Below are 24,772 nucleotides of genomic sequence, written 5' to 3'. Positions count from 1 at the left end.
AACCTGTCAGGTTTATTCTCAACGCCTTGTAGAGGTATATGAGGATATGTATCTTTTAGAACATCCTCTTTTTGTATATTTCAGTCAGTGATGACAGATTAATCCTTTCCCAAAAGTTGCTGCCGCAAATGTTCTTTGTAGGTACTTCTTCTCCAATTGGTAAACTCATCACTGTAAAGCTCTACTGCCAGTTTCTTAAAGCGATCATGTAATTCTTCCACGGTCATATTTTTCGGTTTGAAGTTGATGTCAAAGAGGGTGCATTTCTTCCAGTTGCGCGGTTCGAGCAGACGGTCTTCATTTTTCAGACGCTCATACAATGGAGTTCCCGGAAATGGTGTCAGAATGGTGATTTGCACTTCATACAGCTCCAGTTCCTTTACAAAGCTGAATACCTGGTCGAAAATATCGGGGCCCTGACCGTCCAGACCGATGATAAAACAGCCATTTACGGTGATGCCTCTTGACTGGATGGTTTGAATCGCTTTCTTATAGAAATCAAAATGTTTGAATTTCCAGTCGGATCTTAGTTCTACTCCCTGTAGTGCCTCTTTTACCGGACTTTCGAGTCCGATAAGCACCTGGGCACAACCGGTGGCACGCATCAGGTCAAGCAGTTCGGTGTCTTCGGCAATCGAGAGATCCGATTCGGTAAACCAGCGCAGTTTCTTTCCCCGGAGTTGTTGGAGCAGCTCTTTCCAGTAGGCATGATTAACCATGCCGTTATCATCTGCAAACTCAATAAACGGGTGGGGCCAGATGCTAAGTATCCGGTCTATTTCTGCCAATACCTTATGGACCGGTTTCTGCTTGTATTGGTTGGTCAGTAATATTGAGCTGGCACAAAACTCGCATTGGTGAGTACAGCCCCGGCTGGTCTGGATAGTCAGACGGTTATATTTGGAGATATCGAGCAGCTCAAAGGCCGGAATAGGGGAGTCTGCCAGATCGAACTTACTGTTTCGGTTGCCGTAGAAAGGCTTCAGTTCATCATTCTCGGCATCTTCAAGTACCTGGAGCCAGCAAGGTTCACCTTCGCCTATAATGACGGAGGTACAGTATTGGGATGCCTCTTCAGGCTCTGCTGTAACGTGAAGTCCGCCCATAACCACCTGCACACCATGCTTTTCATAACGTTCGGCTAGTTGGTAAGCTTCGTCAATCTGGGCACTGAAGCTTGAAATGACCACCAGATCAAAATTACCGGGAATATCTTCTACTTCATTGAGGTCCGCCACTTCGATGTAGCGGAGTTCATGCTTTGGGGGAGTCATGCCGGCCAGAGTAAGCAGCCCCAGACTGGGCAGGGAGGCAATGGTTTTACTCCGTTCTACAAAACCGGGAAGCGTGAGTCCCAGCTTTAACAGCTCCGTGTCGCATACACGGATTCCACTCATGGCTATAAGTCCTATTTTCATAATCTATGTAATATGAATGAGTTGTTGTATCTCTCTTTACAAGATCCGGGTCAGAAACAATAGAATGGCAAATGTTACAGAGAGCGCCGGTATAAAAAAGAAGTTCCGGAAGAACGGTTTCCAGGCACTGAGATAACAGGTCAGAGGCATTGCAACAGCTCCGATAATCAGCAAAATGGATGCTGCGGAGTTTTCCATATCAAGACCAAAAGCTTTGGCGGTTAACCCAAATGAAAGATTCAGGAACCCGATTCCCCAAAATGCAATATGCCCCAACCGGATCAGCCGGCGTTTCCATGAACTGTATCCACCCAACCAGCTCTCTTTATGGAAGAAAAGCCCCGGAACTGCACCGGCAATGCAACCCAGCAGAAATCCAATCCAGGCAGCGTAAATGTTGATCATAGTGGTAAGGCTTTGTATATGTTAGCGGATCACTCTTTTATAGTCTTTCAGATACAGGACAAACAGAACACCAAAGATCAGATCGCATATCCCGAACACCGCAAAAATCGGATGGGGCAGTCCACCGACTATCCAGTAATAGAACGATACTCCGGCATAGATGATTTTGTAGAAAATGCCCACTTTGACCAGATCGATATTTTGTCGTAAGTTGCGGAATACATAGTAGTAGCTGATGCCCTGTACAAAAACAAACGCAGTAGCCAGATGAAGATAGGCCGGATTTTCCGGTAGCTGAATGTTGAAGAGGAAATAGATGGCTTTGTAAAATAAGAAGAAAATGAAGCCCAAAAACAGGTCATACACGCTTGCTGCGATAAAGACCGTCCTGTAGAAATTAATGTTTCTCATGGTGGATTGCTTTCAGATGGGGTTAATACGTTGAAATGCAATTATAAAACAATCGGAATGAGGGGAATGTTTGTGACGGTGGGAGAGGGGCGTTTTCCGCAGATAAGTTTGGTCTTGTTCGGGGAGTTTTCTTCAAAAAAACACCCCAAATGTTACGTTAAACATTCGGGGTGTCTGGTATAAAACGGTACTGATTATTCTATCGTTAAGGCATCTTCCACCTTCTCGTCAAGCAGTGCAATTTTCAGCACCTCCTTGATGTCTTTCACGAAGTGAAAAGTCAGGCCTTCGAGATAAATCTGATTTATATCCTTGATGTCTTTTTCATTCTCTTTGCAAAGGATGATCTCCTTGATGCCTGAGCGTTTGGCGGCGAGGATTTTCTCCTTGATACCACCCACAGGAAGCACCAGTCCGCGCAGGGTAATTTCACCTGTCATGGCGAGGTTGCTTTTCACCTTACGTTGGGTAAAAGAAGAGACCAGTGATGTTGCCATCGTGATACCCGCCGAAGGACCATCTTTGGGAATAGCACCTTCCGGTACGTGAACGTGTACGTTCCAGTTTTCGAAAGCAGATTCCTTAATATTTAATTTATCGGCGTGTGCCTTGATGTATTCGAGTGCCAAAATGGCAGACTCTTTCATGACATCACCCAAATTACCTGTCAAAGTTAACTTGCCGCCTTTGCCTTTACTCAAACTCGATTCCACGAAAAGGATCTCACCACCTACCGCTGTCCAGGCTAATCCGGTTACTACGCCGGCATATTCGTTTGTCTGGTATTTATCGCGGGTGTATTCTACCATGCCTAAATAATCAGGAAGTTCAGCCGGGTAAATTGTACCGTCGCCTATTTCGCTGTTCAGTACTTTGATAGCAACCTTACGCATCACCTTGGCAATCTTCTTGTCCAGTTCGCGGACACCTGATTCGCGTGTGTAACCATCTATCAATGCTTCGATAGTTGGCTTCGGTAGTTTTATCTGGTCTTTTTTCAGACCGTGGTTAGCAATCTCTTTCGGAATCAGGTGTTTGCGGGCAATTTCCATCTTTTCCTCGAGAATATAACCGCTGATTTCAATCATCTCCATACGGTCGAGCAGGGGACGTGGAATATCTCCGATGTTGTTAGCTGTTGCGATAAACAACACTTTGGACAGGTCGTAATCCACATCGAGGAAATTATCGTGGAAGGCGTTATTCTGCTCAGGGTCAAGTACTTCAAGTAGTGCGGCCGAGGGGTCGCCTTTGTAGTCTTTACCTAACTTGTCCACCTCATCGAGTACGAAAACCGGATTAGATGACCCAGCTTTCTGAATGCCCTGGATAATGCGTCCCGGCATAGCACCGATGTAGGTACGACGGTGTCCACGAATTTCAGCTTCGTCGTGCAGACCACCCAAAGACATGCGTACGTATTTACGTTTCAATGCCGCTGCAATGGATTTTCCCAAAGAGGTTTTACCTACTCCCGGAGGGCCATAGAGGCAGATAATCGGTGACTTCATATCGCCTTTCAGCTGAAGCACGGCGAGGTGTTCAAGGATACGTTCCTTTACTTTTTCCATGCCAAAGTGCTCTTTATCAAGTAGTTTTTGCGCACTTTTGATATTGAAATGATCTTTGGTAAATTCACCCCAGGGCAATCCGATAAAGGTCTGCAGATAGTTGAGCTGCATCGAGTAATCGGGCGATTGCGGGTGGGTACGTTCCAGTTTCTTCAACTCTTTCTCGAAAGTTTCAGCTGCAGCTTCCGGCCATTTCTTCTTGGCCGCCTTGATGCGAAACTCATTAATTTCGTTGTCGTTTGACGTACCGCCCAGCTCTTCCTGAATGGTTTTTATCTGTTGCTGAAGGAAATACTCCTTTTGTTGCTGGCTGAGGTCTTCACGCGCCTTGGTCTGGATGTCGCTCTTGATTTCCTCGAGTTGCGTTTCGCGGGAGAGGATACGGATCAACTGGTATGCACGCTCTTTCAGGTCGTTCATTTCCAGTAAAGCCTGTTTTTCTTCCAACGAAATAGGCAGATTAGAACAGATGAAGTGGATCAGGAATTTCGGATGAACCATATTCTTGATCAGCATCATCGCTTCGCGTGGAATCTCGTTTTGCAGATGCATGTATTTGAGCGTCATCTCCTTAACGGTAGCGGTGAGCGCTTCGAATTCTTTGTCGTCATCCGCCGGGCTGATTTCGTCAAGCAGGCGAACTGTACCCTTAAAGTACGGTTCTGTGCTGGTAATCTCTTCCAGCTCAAAACGACGTTTTCCCTGTAGAATTACGGTGGTTGTTTTATCGGGCAATTCGATTACACGAAGGATTTCAGCGATCACACCGACACGGAAAAGGTCTTTTTCTTCCGGCTCTTCGATGGATTCGTCCATTTGACAAACCACTCCGATGAGTTTCTTCTTGCTGTTAGCTTCCTTAATCAGTCGCAACGATTTAGAGCGACCTACTGTTACCGGTAAGGCGATGGTTGGAAACATTACCATATTACGAAGGGTCAGGATAGGCAGTCCGTCGGTGGGGACTTTTACGCTTTCGTCATCGTTTTTGATCTCTATTTCCGTGAAAATAGGAATCATCTGCTCGTCGTTTTCCTCCTCACCGTCCTGGGCAAATATGTTTTTGTAAATATTCATAAGCGGGAATTTGTCAGTATATTTAATTGAGTAGTATCACTTCAATATTCGTGCCAAAAATAAGGAAACTGCCCGGAATCTCCAATGTAAATGGTTCTTTTTATTAAAAAATAAAAATCCCGCTAACAGCATAAGCCGTAGCGGGATCATTAACCTATATAAAATCAGGAATTAAAAAGCGCTTTTGTAGATAGCGAGGATCTCTTCAACGCTGGTGTCGCGTGGGTTACCCGGAGTACATACGTCGTTGAATGCTGAAACTGCCAGTTTTTCCAAATCTTCCTCTTTCACGCCGATTGCGCTCAATTGCTGAGGAATGTTGATTGAAACCGCCAGGTCTTTCACAGCTTTAACGGCAGCTTTAGCAGCTTCTTCAGTGCTAAGACCAGCTACATTAACACCCATTGCAATGGCGATGTCTTTGTATTTGTCCATAGCAGCAGGCATGTTGTATTCCATTACGTATGGCAACAACAATGCGTTTGCTACACCATGAGGAGTATCGTAGAACGCACCGAGTGGGTGAGCCATAGAGTGAACGATACCGAGACCTACGTTAGAGAATCCCATACCGGCAACGTACTGTGCAACAGCCATACCGTCGCGTGCTTCGAGGTTGGTTGGTTGTTCTACCGCTGTTTTCAGGTGTTTAGCGATCAGTTCGATCGCTTTCAACTCAAACATGTCGCTGATAGTCCATGCACCTTTAGTGATGTAACCCTCGATCGCATGAGTCAAGGCATCCATGCCGGTTGCAGCAGTCAGGCCTTTAGGCATAGAGGTCATCAACTCTGCGTCAACGATTGCCAATACAGGAATGTCGTTAGGGTCAACGCATACCATTTTCTTTTTGTTGGCTTCGTCGGTAATTACGTAGTTGATAGTCACCTCAGCAGCAGTACCGGCAGTAGTTGCAACCGCAATAATGGGCACTGAACGTTTTTTAGTGTCAGCTACGCCCTCCAAAGAAACCACATCGGCAAACTCAGGGTTGTTGATGATGATACCGATGGCTTTAGAAGTATCGATAGACGAACCGCCACCGATAGCTATCATAAAGTCAGCACCGCTTTTTTCATAAGCAGCCACACCTTCTTTTACGTTGGTAACGGTTGGGTTTGGTTTGATTTCATCGTAGATTTCGTATGGAATATTAGCTTCTACCAATACGTCGATTACTTTCTGCGCGATACCGAATTTCATCAGGTCTTTGTCAGTAACGATCAACGCTTTTTTGAAGCCTCTGCGAGCCACTTCAGTTGGGATAACTGTTCTCGCACCGGGGCCGAAGTAAGAAACTTCGTTCAGGATAATTCTAGAGATTGCCATAATTGAGTTTAAAGATAAATTGGTTTTATGTATCTGATCCTTTAATTTTCAGGTTGGCAAAATTAGAGAAATATTTCCTTAATAAGGAGCTTGTTTAGACCTCGATTGGAAGAAACATCAAAACTGAAATTCGATTGTCATAATGCAAAGCAGGGGGTAGGGTAGCAGCACTGATTTTAGATATGGAATTAGGGTAACCATGTTATTCGGAAAGATATAATGAGGAAAATTATTCCACTAAAACACGAATAAAAAGAGGTAGCCATGTATTTGACAGACTACCTCTTGTATTAATTTTTGTGGGCTCCTGGCGATTTATAGAAACCCGGATTACCGGCATGTATTATTAGAAATGAGGAATCTTATTTTCTATTGAGCAATGCTATTACACAATTTAGCTATCTCGTCATCACTGATCAGGATCTGGCTTAAAATATCAGACAGGTCATCCGCCGTTATTTTGGTAAAATCCTTTTCAAGTGGAGTGATAAAGACTCCACCCAGGTCAACAGCTGCCGGACTTAACAGGATATTGGAATCTCCCTCGGCAAAGAACTGTGAGGGGCGGTGCAATTTCCTGGGGAAAAGCGTCAGGACAAACTTATCTTGCCATTTCCAGCCCAGAAGATTCATCATTGGTTCAGCCCCTTCTTGTGATTTCTCCGACAGATAGTTATAAGCTTTTTCAAAAGCATCTTCAATGGACCGGATATTATCAGATACAAAAGCTATACAGTTTGCTCCGAATGGCTTGATACAGTAGATGTCGGTTTCACCATTTTTACAAACAGCTTCGCTTTCGTTGAGGATAGATTCAAATTCGGTTTCCAGCGGAATAAAGCCTTTGTTTCCTGCCTGAAAGTGGAAGTGGTCAGGAGCTGATGCCCCGCATTTGGGCCCGTTGTAGAAGATGACAAATTCGCTCAGCAAATCAGCCAATGCAAGGAAATCTCCGACTCTGCCTGAAATTCGCTGATCAGTATGAATGAGGTGAGGAACGGTGAAGTGTTCCGGAAAAATAGGGAAGGGGTTGACCAGTACCATATAATGATTGCCGAATGAAAGTCCCTTTTGTTCGACCGGAAGGTGAGCTTCGCACAGGAAACATTTGCGCTCGCTGATTGACTTTGCATCCACTTTGGCCGCTGAAGACTGGATACGCGCCGGATTGAATTGTACGCGAACGACTGTGCCATCGATGGTAAATGACTTTTCCTGCACGCCATCCAGGCTGCCGTAAAATTTGGCCGCCAGTGGGAAGTGGATTCGTTGTTGGGCCAGCAACGCCCGTGCATTAGCAGAGAAGCCGCTTCCCTGGAGGAACGGCTTCAATTCATTATCTGTGAGAATACGATTCATGCAGTGTTAGTTCTGTTTTTGGTTCAAGCGTTTACGAGCTGCCATCTCAATGGTGCGGATTTTATCCTTGTAAAGATTGTTGGCATTTAGTTTGTGTACATCCAATGCAGCATCGGAGTTGCCTTCCCAGCGGCGGCAGAGATAAAGTACATCGTAAATACGTCCGATTTGATATTCGCGGGAAAAATTCAGACCAAGTGCGTAGTCTTCTCCATAGCTGGTATTCGGAACCTTGATTTCACGGAGCATTGGCGTGTAGAAAGCACGTGGAGCACCCAATCCGTTGATGCGAAGAGCATTGTTGCGACCGTTTTCAGGTGTCCATTCGCGGTGGTCGATGATGCCCGGAGGAATTTCTTCCAAAGCGAAATTGGTCATACGGTATGTGCCGACCACCATCGCACAGTTTTGGTCGTAAAAGGCATCCACAACGGTTTGCAGCGTTTGCGGTGAGCTGTAGATGTCGTCGCTATCCAACTGAACGGCAAATTTTCCGCATTGAGGATGATGCACTCCTTCATTCCAGCAGCCGCCAATACCAAGGTTCAGTCTTTCGGGGATGATGTGGATCAGTCGGTGGTCCATTTTGAACTCCTCGATGACATCGCTGGTGCCGTCTGTCGAATGGTTGTCGATGACAATAACGTTGAAGGGGAAGTTTGTTTTCTGGGATAGAGCAGATTTAACCGCATCCTTAATGGTGTTGACGCGATTACGTACCGGAATAATTACCGATGCCTCAAATTCAAATTCCTGTTGGTTGAAAGAAACGGCTTTGAATTCCGGCTTCAGCCATACACCTGTCTTTTTGAGGTGGTCGGTGCAGGCTTCTTCCATTTCGATTTGTACAGCACGGTTTCTGGGGTCAACGTAGTCAAACTGCTTTTCACCTGACACGCGTTCATCCAGCTCGACTTCCGTGTAGAGATATTCATTCAAATGCACCAACGGCCATTGCTGTGAAATCTTCAGGCGCAGATTGTAAAGTCCGGCATGTTTGTATGATGTTTCCGTTTTGGTCACAGCCTGACGGATTGCTTCAGTTTTATATAATATCAACGAGCCGAAATTAAAATCGTCACGTACACTTCCTTCCTGGCAGTCAATCAAAGGAACCGGATGTACGCGGCCTAATTTGACTTCGTTGTAATCCGAGTATAACAGTCCGGCGCCACTCTCTTCTGCAATTTTGACCATTCGCTCCAATGCAAAATAGCCGAGTCCAAGAATGGAAGTTTTTGAGTAGATTAGGATATATTCAGCTTTGGATTTGGCTTCTATTTTAGCGACTGTATCACTGCTTTGGAGGCTATCAATTACAATTGTTTCATAGCCGGGCAGAGTAAACTCTGCATTTGTAGAAAGCAGGAAAATATTATTTACGACACCCGAATCGCGTAAATAATCCAATGTTTTAAGTGTCTGGGCAGCTTCGCCCAAGGGTATAAAGCAATCTATTTTGTTCATAATCAATCCTGTTTTGTAGAAAGGTTAACTGCTTATTTAATCTTACGTTTGTTTAGTTCGTCACGGTAAAGTTGAGCATTCTTATGATGCTCCTCCATGGTGCGGGCAAAGGCATGTCGGCCTGAAAAATCCGATTTGGCACACATGTAGAGGTATTCGTGTTTCTGATAATGCAACACTGCGTCAATCCCCGATTTAGAAGGTACACGGATAGGTCCCGGAGGCAATCCTATATTCTTGTAAGTATTGTATGGTGAATTGACTTTCAGGTGTTCGAATAAAATACGCTTCAAAGAAAAATCATTTACGGCAAATTTAACGGTCGGGTCAGCTTGCAGTGGCATGCCGATGCGGTACCGGTTCAGGTAAAGTCCTGCAATAGCGGGTCTTTCTTCCTTATTGTTGCTCTCTTCTTCAACGATAGAGGCCAGGGTTGAAATTTCCACCGGGGTAAGTCCCACTTCTTTTGCTTCCGCTTTGCGTTTGGCAGTCCAGAAATCATCATACTCCGATTTCATCCGTTTCATAAACTTGCTGAGCGAAATGTCCCAGTACATTTCATAGGTATCCGGAATGAACATTGCAGGGATAGTTTCGATATTGAATCCATATTTAGCGCAAGTGTCCGGATTATTAAATTCGTTGATAATGGTAATTGAGTCAACCATTAACTGTTCGGCAAAACGACCGGCCAGTTGCTCCTTGGTGCGTATATTATTAAAGGTAAGTCTGACCGGAGTCTGGCGGCCTTTGCGCATGTTGCTGAAGAGTGTCCATACTGAAGTCCCTCTTTTTGCTTCATAATGTCCTACCTTTACATGCTCTTTATAATTGAAAATACCATTCAAAAGAGAGAAGAAAGTCATCGAAGGGGTGCTTGCATGAGCCTTAAGTTGGCTTTCAACCTCCGTATATTGGGTGTTGGGACGAATATTTACAGAAAATTTTTCACTGGAAAAGCTTTTGATAAAGATAAAATAGAAGAGTATCAAACCTACAAAAGCAGCTGTGGCAAGCAGACTAAGAGTCAGGTGCTTACCCCCGAATTTTGTTTTCATAATTTACGTTTTGGCTAATGATATATATGTACAAATGCGAATAGACGGCCAAAAGTACGAAATAATTTCTAATTAAAATCTTTCCGAAACACTTGGCAGATTCAAACTTCCGACATATCTTTGCAACCGCAATCGAGAAGCAATCCCTTTGCAGAAAGGAAGTGTGGGTGAGTGGCTGAAACCACCAGTTTGCTAAACTGACGTACGGGTAACCGTACCGGGGGTTCGAATCCCCCCGCTTCCGCTCAAAATCTAATGACTTCGAGAAATGTACCATAAAGCCCGTTGAAAGTTCTTTCTTCGGGTTTTTTTATTTCCGTTTATTTTCTGAAATAAATTTTCAAAGATACTTGCGAGGTTCAAAGTTCTGTCTTATATTTGCACTCGCAATTGAGACGCATCCCTTTGCAGAAAGGAAGTGTGGGTGAGTGGCTGAAACCACCAGTTTGCTAAACTGACGTACGGGTAACCGTACCGGGGGTTCGAATCCCCCCGCTTCCGCTTCAGATTAATTGCTAAAAAAGCCGCCTGATATTTTATGTCAGGCGGCTTTTCTGCTTGTGTCGCTTTGCTTATTCGATTACCACTTTTAGTGTGCTATTTAATGACCTGATCAAATAGATTCCCGCCGGTAGTGGGATATGTATTGTCTTGGTTGGGGTGAATTGTGATACAATCGCTCCGTTGGTCTTGTATATTGTAATCTTTTCGTTTTGTGTCGGATTAAGGATGGTTACAGCACCTTTGGATAGAGTAAGGGTTGTTTGATTGACTTTAGCTGTAGTTGCTTCTGATATGGAGTTGACGCCCACTGTTACTTCATTTGATTCTTCGCTTGTGTAGATGTTATTTGTCGCCTGGATTGTATAAGAGTAGATTCCGGATGTTGAAACACTGACTTTGTAGCAGGTTTCTCCCGTGGCTACGGAAAATGGAGAGCCTTCAATCGCTTCAAGTTTGCATATTTTTACATCGTCGATAAAGAATCGGTTGGATGTGGTTTTGGGTGCTGAAAACCTGATAGTGTCAACACCTGTGCCGACTCCGGATATGGTGAATTCTTTGAGTTCTGAGGCGGATGAGATGTTGTTGTCCAGTGTGATTGTTTTTAGCGCCGTTCCGTTTAGTAAGATGTCGATTGTTTTTGAATCGCCACTCCAGGCGGCAGCTTTAAAGGTTATTTTGAATTTTCCGGATAGATTTAAGGCGGGAGAAATTAAGGTGCCTGCCAGTGAACTTGTGCCCAGCTTGACTGTTCCGCCGGCTGCATATCCGTTTATTACACTCCAGCCTGAGTTGCTTAAGTTTAGATTTCCAGAAGCCCCGCTTCCGGAGGTGACGAAAGAGCTACTTGCTGCAATTGTATTGAAGTTTTCGTCAATGGCCGGAGTTGATTTATTTACGTTTAAGAGATACCCTGTTGCACCCTGCATTGCGCTCCAATTGGCGTTGAAGCTTTTGAGTGAAATGCAGGTAGCTTCGAGTGAGGTGGGGGCGGTGATGATTGGCGAGGCGGTTAACAAGATGTCTTTGATTTTGACACCTCTACCGCTGCTTCCTGGATTGGATAGTCTGAATTTGAAATTGCGGGTGTTTGCTGTTCCGATGATCAGGTCGCCCGAAGCGGTGAATGTGCTATTAGAGGTGGGTGTAGCTGTCAGGAAGTTTGTTGCGGACCAGGAGGCGCCCCCGTCTGTGGAGTACGAAACCAAGATCGAATTATAATTTCCGTTATCAAAACCGGCGTAGCTGAATGAGAGCGTCAGGTTGGTGTAGTTGCCAGTGTCGAAGGCCGGACTGATGATCTGGTCGCCAGGCGTTCCTGCATCCAGTAGCCAATAGCCCTCCTTCTGGATTGGATTATTGGTGTTGTTGTTTGTGTAGCTCCACTCAGTAGGTGAAGAGGCGCATGATTCTGAGATTAGGGTATTGCCGGAATGGCTTTTGGTGGCAAATAGCAGCAATAGAAATGTTAATCCCGTTTTTAGTGAAATAAAATTTCCTTTGTTAAGTAAGTTTGTCCTTCTCATAATGAATAAGTTTTTGGTAAGTATTGAATTTGTAGCCCCCTAGGGCTCGGATAGCTCAAATGCTTTACACATAGTCTTGTAGCTCTTTTTAATGGGGGGATTGAGTGTTGTGGATTAGTATATATGTGTAAAACATCGGTTTAAATGCAATAATAAGCAAAATATATCAAATATCAATGGTTGTGATTTGGTATTTGCGAAAAAAAATGAAGACAAGCCTCTTTTTGATATCGGTTGATTCACATTTGACAGCCCAGATACCGCTATTATCGTAAGGGGAGTTTGGCTGTGCACGGATTGTGTTATTTTGATACATTCTTAAATATGTCGGTGTTTTTAAATTGCAGAACAGCTCAATTTTTTATTGCGTAAGTTTCAGTGATGTAGCGGGTTTTCGCATCTACTTTGACTTTGGGGTAAGGCTGATTTTTGGAAATTATTAGTTATCTTTGCGAGCGGAAAAAGTAAAACCCTAATGTTTTCATTCTAACCCTCTGATTAAAAGGAGGTAATGTTCTGGAAAGTAAATTTAAACTGATGAATATGATTACAGACGTATTAAAAACACTGAGAGTAAAAGGAATTTCGCTTCCCCTCGAGATCGAAAATCTTCTTTTACAAGCTAAAAGTGTGACTCACTACAATTCTACTCAGGATTTGTTGGAGGCATCTTATGGCGGTAAAGGAAACAACAGTTTCGAAGTGAAATATGATGTTCCCGGTAAAGGAGAAGTCCTTGAGGCTGTAGTTCACAAAGTGATCAATGGTATTTCTGCAAACTATGTTGAATCATACATGCGCCGCAGAGACCCCAACACCATGTTGATCGGCGATGAGAAACCGACTGATAAGACACGATTCAAAGACAAATGTGGTTACGAATTCTCAGAAATGAGAAAAGAGACCTTCGAATGGCTGAAAAATCAGGATCTGATTACCTATTTTTACTTTGCAGGACACTATCCTGTAGGTGTGGGTGGTTTGGTAATTGCTCCTGCTAATGCCGGCTTCTTTGGATTCGGACTGGCTCAATTGCAGAAACTGATGGCTACCGATACTCTTCCTTCAGATTTCAAAATCGAATCGGCTGTATTCGTTGCTCCTCCATTCAGACATACTCACTTCGATGGCAAACAGATCGTGGTTCACAACCGTACCGAGCATCTGCACGAAGTGTATTCATATAACCTCTATCCGGGACCAAGTGCTAAGAAAGGTCTTTATGCAGTTCTTTTGGATAAAGGTGAAAAAGAGGGTTGGATCACCACTCACTGTTCTACCGTACAGGCTGCAAGCCCTTACGACAATCTGACTACTTTCATGCACGAAGGTGCTTCGGGAGGTGGTAAGAGTGAGATGATGCAAAACATCCCACGTGAAGCGAACGGTCAGATCAAAATCGGTCTGAATATGGCGACTCAGGAAGAGCGTTTGATTTCTATCCCGATGTTCTGTTCTTACTACCCTGTAACCGATGACATGGCAATGTGTCACCCATCAGTTCAAAAAACAAGTGGTAAGTTAACTGTAATTGATGCAGAGAACGGTTGGTTTATGCGTACCGATGGGGTAAATAACTATGGTGATGAGCCTATTCTGGAAAAACTCAGTCTGAACCCATCAGAGCCGCTTCTTTTCTTAAATATCGATACTAAACCTGATGGTTTGGCTATCATCTGGAACCACATTGAAGATGCTCCGGGTAAAAGATGTCCGAACCCACGTGTGGTGATCCCAAGAAAGAACTTCCCTAACGTATTGAACAAACCGGTTGCGGTTGACGTACGTAGCTTCGGGGTGCGCACTCCGCCATGTACCAAAGAAGCTCCTTCTTACGGTATCATCGGTATGTTCCACCTGTTGCCGCCAGCATTGGCATGGTTGTGGCGTCTGGTAAGTCCACGTGGATTTGCTAACCCAAGTATCGTGGATACAGGCGAGATGGAGAGCGAAGGTGTAGGTTCATACTGGCCATTTGCTACCGGTCAGATGATTCACCACGCTAACCTGTTGCTTGAGCAGATCGTAAACACCCCACGTGTTCGTTATACATTGACTCCTAACCAGCACATCGGTGTATGGAAAGTAGGTTTCAGACCGCAGCTTTTCATGCGTGAGTACCTGACCCGTCGTGGTAATGCGATGTTCCGTCGTGATCAGTACGAACCGGCGCGTTGTCCGCTGTTGGGTTACGAGATGAACTATGTAACTATCGAAGGCGCTAAAATTCCTTCACGCTTCCTTAAAGTGTACCGTCAGCCTGAAGTAGGAGAAGAGGGTTACGACAAAGGAGCTGAAATCCTGTACGACTTCTTCAGAAAACAGCTGCCTAAATACCTTCAGCCGGGCTTGAACCCACTGGGTAGAAGAATCATCGAGGCTTGCCTTAACGGTGCTTCTGTCGAAGAGTACAATGAAATGCTTCCAATGGAATACCAATATTCATTCCTGACTATGGAAGATCTCGAATCTCAAGATTAATCCCCACGATTAATATATTGTTAAGGCCCATCGGTTTGCTCCGGTGGGCTTTTTTATTCAATATCAATTGGTTAAATGTGCCGGACTGTTTTGTTTCAGACCGATTGGTTGAATGATAGTGTGTTAAATAGTAATAAATAGTTGCGTTTAGGTGCTGGTTTAATCGTTTAACCAATTATATTTGTCCTATCAAAGCGTAATCAGATAAAAATCTTATCAGTTCAGCCATGAAGAAGAAAGTATCCTTAAAAGATATAGCAGCGCATGTCGGAGTATCGACAGCACTGGTCTCTTATGTGCTGAACAATAAGAAAGAGGGCCGGATCAGCAAAGAGGTGACTGCCAAGATCAAACAGGCGGCTATTGACCTAAACTATCAACCTAACCAAATCGCCCGCAGCCTCAAAGCGCAAAAGACGCTTACGATCGGCCTGATTGTTGCTGACATAGCTAACCCGTATTCGTCCCAGATTGCCCGCATTATCGAGGATGAAGCGCAAAGACATGGTTACACTGTCATTTTTGGCAGTTCTGACGAAAGTGGCTCAAAGACACAGGACCTCATTATGCTGCTGATGAACCGTCAGGTGGATGGATTTATCATCGCTTTTCCGGAACGTTGTGAAGAGCAGGTCAATTATCTAAAACGAGTAGGAGTTCCCTTCGTGATGATTGACCGTTATTTTCCTGAAATTACGGCAAACTGCGTGACTATTGACAACTATCGTGCAGCGGCTAAAGCTGTTCAGCATCTGATAGATAACGGTCGCAAACGCATTGGTGTGGTATCTTACGCCACCACCCTGCATCACCTGAATGAACGTCAGAGAGGTGCTGTGGAATTGATGAATGACCCTTCGCTGGTCGGAGAGGTGCGTATTGATCACGTAGCCGAAGATGTAACGGCTGCGGTAACCCGCTTCCTTTCACAACCTGAACCTGTTGATGCTATTTTCTTTACAACCAACTTGTTGACCATCTCCGGCCTGAAAAGCCTGAATGAGAGAAAGATAAGGATCCCCGATGAGGTCGCAGTGGTTGGATTTGACGAAACAGATGCTTTTGACCTGTTTTATGCTCCCGTTACTTATGTGAGACAGCCTATGACCGAACTCGGTAGCGAGGCTGTGAAGCTCCTCCTCAATGCCATTGAAAACCCTGATTCTTACGAATCGGTTATCCTGGACACTGAACTTATCATCCGCCAATCTTCTGTTATTTCCAGATAATATTTTTTTGCCCGAATGTTTAAACGATTAAACAATCTCTTTGGATTAATAATTCAAATCAATAATATATTTATCATGAACTCAAATGACCTTAAAATCAAGACAGTGGTGTGTTACGGCGAAGTACTTTGGGACATTTTCCCAACACAGACCAAACCCGGCGGCGCACCGATGAATGTGGCTTACCATCTGCGTAAATTCGGCATCGACAGCCGTATGATTAGTCGGGTAGGTGCAGACAACCTGGGAGACCGGTTAAATTATTTGCTCAAAGGATGGAATATCCCTGCAAATTACTGCCAGCCGGATACCAATCACGAAACCGGACAGGTTTTGGCGACCGTATTACCCGGCAATGAGATGTGCTATACCATCCAGGAAGGTGCTGCCTGGGATTTTATCGAATGGAATGAGCAGCAGGCTGAACTGGTGAGAAATGCTGACGCATTCGTATTCGGCAGTCTGGTGACACGCAACGAAACATCACGCGAAACGCTTTACCGCCTGATTGAAGAGGCGAAGTTCAAAGTGTTTGACATCAACCTTCGTCCTCCGTTTTATTCGCGGGATATCCTGGAATATCTGTTGGGAAAATGCGATTTACTGAAGTTAAACGAAAACGAGGTGGCATTGCTTGCTCAATGGTATTCCCTTGAATGTGATGATGAAGTGGGTTGCGTTCGATTTCTGCAAAAAGAATTCAACATTAGCGAGATAATCGTAACCAAAGGCTCAGAAGGAGCAACCTATTACACCCTGACCGAAAGTTGCTCATTGTCGGCTTACCTGGTAGAGGTGAAAGATACGGTAGGTAGCGGAGACTCCTTCCTTGCTGCATTCTTAGCTAAAAAATTACAGGGAGCACCGGCAGAAGAAGGTATGAAATATGCCACCGCATTGGGTGCATTTGTCGCTTCACACGAAGGAGCCTGCCCAGAATATAATCTTGAAAACCTAAACGAATTTATCACAAAAAAAGAACCTGAACTTGCCTTTTAATTCAAAACCTAATACTTTAAAACACAAATCTATGCAAACTTCAAGCTTTAATTCAGCGAAAACCGTCGTTGCATCGGCATCGACCAGTGAGAAAGTACAAAAAGCAAGCAGCTATCTGTTGCCGCTTATTCTTATCGTGAGCCTCTTCTTTATGTGGGGAATGGCCAATAACCTAAACGACATTCTGATAAAACAATTCAAGAAAACGTTTGAACTTACCGATTTTCAATCGGGTCTGGTGCAGTCTGCATTTTACATGGGATATTTTCTGTTTGCCATTCCGGCTTCATTGGTGATGCGGAAGTTTAACTACAAGGCTGGTATCATTATCGGGTTGTTGCTTTATGCTACCGGTGCGTTTCTTTTCTTTCCGGCGGCAAACCTGGGATCTTATGGATTCTTCCTCTTTGCCCTGTTTGTGATTGCTTCCGGTCTGGCTTTCCTGGAAACGGCTGCTAATCCTTATGTATCAGTGCTTGGAACTCCTGAAACTTCGACCTTCCGTTTGAATATGGCTCAATCGTTTAATCCGATTGGTTGCGTAACCGGTATTCTGGTTGGTCAGCATTTCATCTTCTCGGGTGTGGAATATACCAAAGAGCAGATGGCCAAAATGTCTCCCGAAGCCCTGAACGCCTACTATTCAGCTGAGTCTCATGCCGTGCAAATGCCTTATTTAGTGATTGGAATGGTGATTCTGGCCTTTGCTTTTGCCATTGCCATTACAAAATTCCCGACTGTAAAAGATGAGGAAGATGCAGAAAAAACTTCCGCAAAAGGGACCTTGGTGCACATCTTCGGCAAACGTCATTTTAGACAAGCCGTTTTGGCACAGTTCTTCTACGTAGGTGCACAGGTATGTATCTGGAGCTATTTGATTCGTTACATTCAGGGAACTGTTCCGGGAACACCTGAGAAAATTGCAGCTAACTTCCTGACTATTTCGTTGTTGGTGTTTACAACAGGACGTTTCGTGGGAACAGCTTTGTTGAAGAAAATCAAAGGGCACAACCTATTGGGTATCTATGCTGTTATTAATGTAGTATTATTATTGATTGGTGTTTTGCTTCCCGGAAATATCGGTGTTTGGGCTTTGGTGGCTACCAGCTTCTTTATGTCTATCATGTATCCGACTATTTTCTCATTGGGTATCCGTGACCTGGGACAACATACCAAACTGGCTGCTTCGGTGCTGGTTATGTCTATTATTGGTGGTGCTGTACTGACCATGATAATGGGAGCTGTATCTGATGTGGCTGGAATTTCAAATTCTTTGTTCGTTCCGCTGCTTTGTTTCGTCTTTATCGCATTCTACGCTTTGAGAGGATACAAGGAAAAATCAGAGTCCGATACCGAATGTTCAGCATATTAATTTGCCCTTATAACCCTTTTAATCTATTTGAATATTTAGCCTAAACAAATTTCAATTTCTCCCTGCTATTTTTTTTGCATCGCAGGTTAAACGATTAAACAAAATGAAAAACACAAAATCAATCATCATTATAGCGATGTTGCTCTTCATTCAGGTAATGAAAGCGCAGGTCGTAATTACCAACACCCGGATGTCATTCGGAACAACAGGACGTATCGGAGTGGGTGCATCACCCACCGGTGAAGGTAATATGTGGAAACCACTTAATCTTAACGGTCAGGGCTCATTGGGCGGACGTATGGAGCAAGTGGATTATATGGACTTGTTGCCAGCACTGCACTTTACTCCGATGATCGCAGGGAAAGATTGTACAAATGTAACGTTTCAGGTACGATTGGGAATGTATTCCCAGAACGGTCAGTTTATGGGAAATACGAGTACACGTACCATGAGTGGACTGACCTTTATTTTGCCTGAAACCTACATTGAAGGTAAAAATATTCTGGGTAGCAAATGGTCGGCATGGGCAGGCGTTCGTTTCCGTCGTTACGATGATATTCATATTACGGACTACTTCTACTTTGATGACCACTCGGCTCAGGGATTCGGATTCAGCCATAAGAATACGGAGATTGCCATGTATATGCCTGCAAATACTGATTCGGCAGGTGTCTATCCCTATAATTATGCTATTAATATCGGAAATTCTAAGAATGCGGTTATTCGTCAACGTCAGGCCTGGGTGATTGAGCATAGCATTCTTTCGAAAAATGGTTCCGTCCTGAAGTTACTGGGTGAATTCCACCACGTAGCCGGAACTTCTGAAAAAGCAACTGTCAAATATGCCGCAGACAACGGCTGGGTGATTGGTGCGAAGTATAATAACGATATCAAGACCGCTTTGCCGGGGTCATTTAACCAGTTTTCAATGCGTTACGGACATGGCATTGCCAACGGAGGAGATAACGGAACCACTTATACCTGGGCTACTTACGGTGCTCCTGATGAAAATGGCAAATATACTAGTGCCTATTCGTTTACGACTGTCGAGCATTTTCTGCTGAACCTGTCAAGAAAGCTGTCGTTGAATGGTTACGGAGTATTTACCAAAAGTAAAGGTGGTGCCGACAGTGACGGTAAAGCGACTTACTTCAACGGTAACCAGATTTACAACCGCAAAACGGACTTTGTGGTAGGTATGCGTGGATTGTTTTATGCAACCAACTGGCTACACCTGTTGGGAGAGGCACACTACGCCATCCGTAAAGACGGTGTGAATCCGAATGCTGAGATGATGAAGTTTGATTTTGCACCGACCATTGTGCCGCTGGGTAAACGTGACCCGTGGTGTCGTCCGCACATTCGTCTGGTATTCTCTCTGGCTCGTTATAACGACTTTGCAAAGAATAACCAGTATTCGCCCTGGTTGCAAATCAACCAGAAACAGTGGGGGACTTACATCGGTGTGAAGACAGAGTGGTGGATATTCTAATTTGAAAATTAGCGGATTAGCAATAAGCAAATGCGAATCAGAGAGTCAATTGTAAATGAATAAATTGTAAATTAAGATTATGCCCAAATTTGGAACATCCATATTATCGTTTATCCCTTCCTGGGATGCAGAGAGAGGAAGATACGCGATACAACAAACAGCCAGCTTCGGCTTTGATATGCTGGAAATAAGCTTGCCGTCAACGCTCGATTTTGATGCGAAAACGGTGAAAAAACAACTTGATGATAATGGCGTGGAAGGACGACTGTCGCTCAATATCCCTGCCAATTGCCACATCCCGTACTATCCGGATAAAGCGACCGATTTGCTGAAAAGAGCGTTGGATTTAGTGGCAGAGATGGAGGGTGACTTCCTGGGTGGTGTGTTGCATTCCGCCATAGGAACCTTTACCGGACAGCCCTGTACACCGGATGAGCGTAAAATCGTGCAGCAGGTCTTTAAAGAAGTGGCGGCCTATGCCAAAGAGCGAAACATCACCATCGCCCCCGAGCCTATCAACCGTTACGAAAGCTATGTCTTTACGGCAGCGGAAGAGGTACTGGAGATGATTGAGGCCATTGGTGCCGATAATATTGGCGTTCATTTGGATACCTTTCACATGAATATTGAAGAAAGGAACTTTTATGAGCCGGTGATCAAAGCTGGAAGCCGCCTGAAACATGTCCACATGACAGAAAGTGACCGTGGTATGATGGGAGAGGGGAATGTACATTGGGACGACCTGTTCCGTGCATTGGCTGAGATTAATTACCAGGGGCCTTTGGTACTGGAGAATTTCTCGTCTCAGATTAAAGAATTGGTGGGGCCGACCTCATTGTGGCGACCGTCTAAATACAACTCTGAAGATTTAGCTAAAGGCAGTCTCGCCTTTATGAAACAGATGGTAGAAAAATGGTATAAATAGTTGAAATGTGTGTTTGAGTAAGGTTTTGCAGTTGAAAGCCTACTGGGGCTTTCTCTGCAAGCCTTTAAAAAAGAAAAGCAACGGTTGGAATGATTTCCATATCGTTGCTTTTTCGTTTTATTTCTTGAACGCCCTGTCCATGGCCCGGCGGTCTTCTTTCTCTTTCAGGGTTTCGCGCTTGTCGTACTCTTTCTTACCTTTTGCGGTGTAGATAACCAGCTTGGCAAGCCCTTTCTCACTGATAAAAAGCTTCGAGGGGACAATGGTAAAACCGGTATCCTTGGTCGCACGCCAGAGTTTGGTTAACTCTTTTTTTGTCAGCAGCAATTTGCGGTCGCGGCGCGGATTATGCTGGTTGTAGGAACCATACGAGTATTCGGCGATGTGCATGTTTTTGACCCAAAGCTCACCGTTGGCGAAGTAGCAGAAGGTGTCAACCAGACTGGCTTTTCCCAGACGGATGGATTTGATTTCGGTCCCGGTAAGCACGATACCGGCAATGTATTGATCCAGCAATTCGTAGTCAAAGCTGGCGCGTTTATTTTTTATATTGATGGAAGATGGTTTCACTGTGAAAATGTATTTACAAAATAAGAATTGTCAATGGTAGGTTGTTATAAATCAAACTTTTAATCCCGGCATCAGGGAAAAGAGGATTTTCTCGATAATTACCGGAGATAAAAGAATCAGGGCCGAGAAAACAGCAGTAAAGGTGATTCTTTTCTTTTCATCAAGTTTGACAAACGGGCCGATGGATTCCCAGATGATATAGATAACGTACAATTCACCTACTTTGATAAAGAAAAAGTCAGGAATCAGTTCCAATACGGCCACGATAACAAATGTGATGCAAGAGGCATAACCGACATATTTCTGGAAAAAGCGGCTGTCTCCCTTAATCGTGGGATACCAACGACCGGCTATCTGCTTTAGCGCAAAAGCGGCCAGGTAGAATCCTCCTATAAGTCCGGTAAGAACGGTAGTTGCCTCTTTTATTGCAGTTTGCATGCCTTCATCTTCACGAGCCTGATATATTTTACCCAGAAAAGCTGCTATGGTGGCTGTGATAATCAACGGATAGACGAAGCGACTCAGATATTCCTGGTGGCTCTCTTCGCGTTTTGACAACATATCCCACGCCCTGGCAGGCTGGGTGATAAGCAAAAGTATGGAGGTGAAAATATTCTTAATCATTTCCTGGGTCGTTATATTCGTGCAAAGATAAAAATTAATAGAGAGGTTTAAAGAACGGTTTTGCTAAAATGTCGGATAACCGTTTTAATTTCTATTCCGATTGCCCCTGATATTGTGGGTGTTTGGACTAACCCGTGTTTACCGCTTAAAATCGCTCGTACTTTACCGTAAAAACTGATTCGCTCGTTTCAGTCACCCTGAATCACACGGGATAATCCTTCAAACTTATACGGTTGAATTGATACCCGTTATATATTGGTAAAGTATAGGGTAATATTCGATGTTCGCATACGCCCGTATTCGACAATCGCATACGCTAATATGCGACACTCGTATACGCTCGTATTCGACAATCGCATACGCTAATATACGACACTCATATACGCTCGTATGCGATACATGAATACGGGCGTATTGGACATCTTAATACGTCCGTATTGATCACCTTAATGATCCCGGCCAATCGGCACCACCAACTTCACGCTAAAATTTCGCCCCATATTATAGACGCCAGTCCGTCCGGTGGCATAGTTGACCGGAGCATATTTCAGGCGGCTAAGGTGACTTTGGTAGGCAACATCAGTTAGATTGGTTACATTCATGTAAATGGAGAAGAGTGTATGTCTTTTGCATGTAAAGTCCGTTCCCAGTCCCAGATTGAGCAGAGAGTAGCCCGGAGTGCGTGTTTCGGTATTGTAAGCCGAAAAGACGTTGTTTTGGGCAAAATAGTTCTCCAGCTCCAGTTTAAGGTAACCGTTTCGGATGAATTTTCCCCACTTGTGCAGCTCTGCTTTGACTGCCAACTGGTATTTCGGAGCGGGAGTAAACGGTAGATTCCTTGTCGAATCGGACTGATGCAACTGCATGGCACGCACGTATGAGAAGGCATTTTCAATGTGCAACCAATCTATCGGGTGGGGGTGAATGTCGAAACGGAACTCTCCGCCATACAGATGAGCATCTCCGGATACGAACTTAAACGCGGTAGTTCCGTCCATCAACGAATCGCCACCTGCCACGTTGTTGAGCTTGCGGGCGAAGATATAATTGTTGATGCGGTTGTCAAAGAGATTCAGTTCGGCAGAGATGTGTTGCGTGTTCAGTCCAAAAGTGTAATCCAGTTGCAGGCTGTTTTCAGGCTTCAGGTTGACGTTTCCAATCTCGTAACGGAAAGTCCCCTCATGCACGCCCTTTGCTCCTAATTCGGAGATATTCGGGGCACGGAAACCACGCGAGAGGTTGAGTTTGGTAAACAGGGTTTTGGAGATTTGCCACGTCGCACCCAGGCTACCTGACACTCCACCGAAATTCTTTCTGAATGCAGAGAACCGTTCGGTGGCACCGCTTTCTGTTGAACTTACCGCTTCACCTTTGTCGTTTACGAATAGGCTTTGACTATCAATGTGGCGGTTATCGAGACGCACACCTCCGCTCACATCGACTTTCCCCAAAGCCTTTTGGGCAATGGCGTATATCCCGGCATCAAACAGGTTATACTCCGGCACCAGATATGCTGTCCCCTTATTGCGGGAAGCCTGCTGCATGCCGTTTACCCCAACGGAGATGTTGTAATTGTTGATTTCCGGAAAGTTGTATTTGACATCGTAATTCAACGTATTCATGTGGAAATAGAGTCCGTATTGATTTGTCAGAATATTGTCAAACTCCTGGCGCCGGTTTTGCTGAAGTCCCAAGGTTGCCGCCAGATTGCCTTTCCCCAGATAGAGGTTATTGCTCCAGACAACCTTGTAGTGGTCGATTTGCTGGTAGGGCATTTGCGGATGATAGGATTTCATGTCCTTGTCGGAGGCAATGGCGAAATCTTCCTGTCCGTTTTGATTGATAACCGTTTTAAGGAATTTGCCCGAAGCACTGTCACGTTCGCCTTCCACCATGCCGGGTTGGAGGTGATAAGCGCTCAGTGTCAGGTGTGAATATCCCCACGATTTATTTAGCCCAATCTTTCCGCTGAAGGCATTCTCCCGAAATCCTGAATTGAAGACATATCCATCGTATCGGTTTTGGTAGGCATGCGCCATCTTATGGCTGTACCGCACGTCCCAGATGATGCCTTTTTTATTGCCTGCCAGATTGAGCGAATAACCTGTCAGCCCATTGTTGGTCTGGTAATTCGTTGTCACATTGCCCGCAATCTTACCTTCCTGCAACGGCGGTTCCGGCAGCAGATTGACAACCCCCGCCATTGCATCCGAGCCATACATCAGTGTGGCCGGACCTTTCAGTATCTCCACCCTGCCTACGCCATATTCATCTACTTCGATGCCGTGCTCGTCGCCCCATTGCTGTCCTTCCTGACGGATACCATCGTTAACCACCACCACGCGGTTGTACCCCAATCCACGTATAACCGGCTTAGAGATACCTGTTCCGGTGGTGATTTGCGAAACTCCGGGCTGAGAGGCAATGGCGTCGATGATGTTGGTCGAGCTATTTTGAAGAAGCAGAAGCTTCGGCACAACGCTGATCGGAGTGGGGGTGCGTTTCTGTTCCCCGGCTTTGGAAAGTCCGGTTACCACCACCTCGTTCAGTTCAGTCACGGTGTGCTCGAGCGCGAAGTTTTTTACAGCGGTTTTCGTCAGGTCAATGCTTTCTATGACGGTACGAAAATCGAGGTATTGAACCTGTATCAGCACTTTGGTGTTGGGCAGATTCTCCATGCGGTAGTTACCGTTGATGTCGGTAACGGTTCCCACTTTCAGGTCGGGGAAATAGATGGTTACTCCGGGGAGCGTATTGCCGGTGGCAGCTTCGGTGACTTTCCCGGTGAGAATGGCTTTCGCCGTTGTACGTGCAGATATGTGAAGTGTAACCGACACTATCAGCGTCAGTACAAGATATATTCTTTTCATTGAAAATGATTATTGATTAATGTAAATAGGAGTCATCTGTCAACGTAACAGATACACGGATATAATAGATTGTAACAGAAGCCAT

General features: G+C 44.8%; 18 protein-coding genes and 2 tRNA genes. 8 read left to right on the top strand and 12 right to left on the bottom strand.

Translation table 11 applies throughout. From position 1 onward, the window contains the following. Positions 1-98 precede the first annotated feature (98 nt). From MLE17_RS01485 to mltG, 8 genes are all read right to left on the bottom strand, one after another. Entirely contained in the window at positions 99-1,418 is a 1,320-nt protein-coding gene (locus tag MLE17_RS01485) for a B12-binding domain-containing radical SAM protein (protein ID WP_243345742.1), read from the bottom strand. Positions 1,419-1,454: 36 nt separating this feature from the next. Continuing rightward, positions 1,455-1,823, bottom strand: coding sequence for a hypothetical protein (locus MLE17_RS01480; protein WP_243345732.1), 369 nt, complete (start codon positions 1,821-1,823; stop codon positions 1,455-1,457). Positions 1,824-1,844: 21 nt separating this feature from the next. Then, positions 1,845-2,234, bottom strand: coding sequence for a hypothetical protein (locus tag MLE17_RS01475; RefSeq protein WP_243345730.1), 390 nt, complete (start codon positions 2,232-2,234; stop codon positions 1,845-1,847). 194 nt (positions 2,235-2,428) lie between these two features. Further along, positions 2,429-4,882 (bottom strand): endopeptidase La, encoded by a 2,454-nt coding sequence (lon, locus tag MLE17_RS01470; RefSeq protein WP_243345728.1) that lies wholly within the window; start codon positions 4,880-4,882, stop codon positions 2,429-2,431. Between the two features lie 171 nt (positions 4,883-5,053). Further along, on the bottom strand, positions 5,054-6,211 hold the full coding sequence (gene fucO / locus MLE17_RS01465; protein WP_243345726.1) for a lactaldehyde reductase: 1,158 nt from the start codon (positions 6,209-6,211) through the stop codon (positions 5,054-5,056). A 369-nt stretch (positions 6,212-6,580) separates the two neighbouring features. Beyond that, positions 6,581-7,570 (bottom strand): DUF4922 domain-containing protein, encoded by a 990-nt coding sequence (locus tag MLE17_RS01460; protein ID WP_243345724.1) that lies wholly within the window; start codon positions 7,568-7,570, stop codon positions 6,581-6,583. Positions 7,571-7,576: 6 nt separating this feature from the next. Continuing rightward, a complete protein-coding gene (locus MLE17_RS01455; protein ID WP_243345721.1) occupies positions 7,577-9,037 on the bottom strand; it encodes a glycosyltransferase family 2 protein in 1,461 nt (486 codons plus the stop codon). A 32-nt stretch (positions 9,038-9,069) separates the two neighbouring features. Then, positions 9,070-10,095, bottom strand: a complete 1,026-nt coding sequence (gene mltG / locus MLE17_RS01450; protein ID WP_243345718.1) for an endolytic transglycosylase MltG — start codon at positions 10,093-10,095, stop codon at positions 9,070-9,072. 157 nt (positions 10,096-10,252) lie between these two features. Here mltG and MLE17_RS01445 point away from each other — a divergent pair. Continuing rightward, positions 10,253-10,339: transfer RNA gene (locus MLE17_RS01445), tRNA-Ser, on the top strand. Positions 10,340-10,509: 170 nt separating this feature from the next. After that, positions 10,510-10,596: transfer RNA gene (locus MLE17_RS01440), tRNA-Ser, on the top strand. Positions 10,597-10,667: 71 nt separating this feature from the next. On the opposite strand, the gene MLE17_RS01435 is transcribed toward MLE17_RS01440, so the two are convergent. Continuing rightward, the gene (locus MLE17_RS01435; protein WP_243345716.1) at positions 10,668-12,125 is read right to left on the bottom strand and encodes a hypothetical protein; all 1,458 of its coding nucleotides are present in this window, start codon (positions 12,123-12,125) and stop codon (positions 10,668-10,670) included. Between the two features lie 543 nt (positions 12,126-12,668). Here MLE17_RS01435 and MLE17_RS01430 point away from each other — a divergent pair. The 6 genes from MLE17_RS01430 (at position 12,669) to MLE17_RS01405 (ending at position 20,623) form a co-directional block, all read left to right on the top strand. Beyond that, entirely contained in the window at positions 12,669-14,606 is a 1,938-nt protein-coding gene (locus MLE17_RS01430; protein ID WP_243345714.1) for a DUF4914 family protein, read from the top strand. A gap of 227 nt (positions 14,607-14,833) precedes the next feature. After that, positions 14,834-15,835, top strand: a complete 1,002-nt coding sequence (locus MLE17_RS01425; RefSeq protein ID WP_243345706.1) for a LacI family DNA-binding transcriptional regulator — start codon at positions 14,834-14,836, stop codon at positions 15,833-15,835. Between the two features lie 75 nt (positions 15,836-15,910). Further along, on the top strand, positions 15,911-16,834 hold the full coding sequence (locus MLE17_RS01420; protein ID WP_243345703.1) for a carbohydrate kinase family protein: 924 nt from the start codon (positions 15,911-15,913) through the stop codon (positions 16,832-16,834). Between the two features lie 31 nt (positions 16,835-16,865). Next, positions 16,866-18,206, top strand: a complete 1,341-nt coding sequence (gene fucP / locus MLE17_RS01415) for an L-fucose:H+ symporter permease (RefSeq protein ID WP_243345694.1) — start codon at positions 16,866-16,868, stop codon at positions 18,204-18,206. A 103-nt stretch (positions 18,207-18,309) separates the two neighbouring features. Further along, on the top strand, positions 18,310-19,698 hold the full coding sequence (locus MLE17_RS01410) for a carbohydrate porin (RefSeq protein ID WP_243345692.1): 1,389 nt from the start codon (positions 18,310-18,312) through the stop codon (positions 19,696-19,698). 79 nt (positions 19,699-19,777) lie between these two features. Then, positions 19,778-20,623 (top strand): sugar phosphate isomerase/epimerase family protein, encoded by an 846-nt coding sequence (locus MLE17_RS01405; RefSeq protein ID WP_243345689.1) that lies wholly within the window; start codon positions 19,778-19,780, stop codon positions 20,621-20,623. 117 nt (positions 20,624-20,740) lie between these two features. Here the strand turns inward: MLE17_RS01405 and smpB are convergent, their stop codons facing one another. From smpB to MLE17_RS01390, 3 genes are all read right to left on the bottom strand, one after another. Beyond that, entirely contained in the window at positions 20,741-21,193 is a 453-nt protein-coding gene (smpB, locus tag MLE17_RS01400; RefSeq protein WP_243345688.1) for an SsrA-binding protein SmpB, read from the bottom strand. Positions 21,194-21,244: 51 nt separating this feature from the next. Beyond that, positions 21,245-21,817, bottom strand: a complete 573-nt coding sequence (locus tag MLE17_RS01395; protein ID WP_243345679.1) for a YIP1 family protein — start codon at positions 21,815-21,817, stop codon at positions 21,245-21,247. 446 nt (positions 21,818-22,263) lie between these two features. Then, a complete protein-coding gene (locus MLE17_RS01390) occupies positions 22,264-24,687 on the bottom strand; it encodes a TonB-dependent receptor (protein WP_243345677.1) in 2,424 nt (807 codons plus the stop codon). Positions 24,688-24,772 lie beyond the last annotated feature (85 nt).

It is taken from the genome of Parabacteroides sp. FAFU027 (assembly GCF_022808675.1).
In the GTDB taxonomy this organism is placed as follows: Bacteria; Bacteroidota; Bacteroidia; order Bacteroidales; family UBA7332; genus CAXXIC01.
This window is presented reverse-complemented; position numbering and strand designations above follow the sequence as displayed.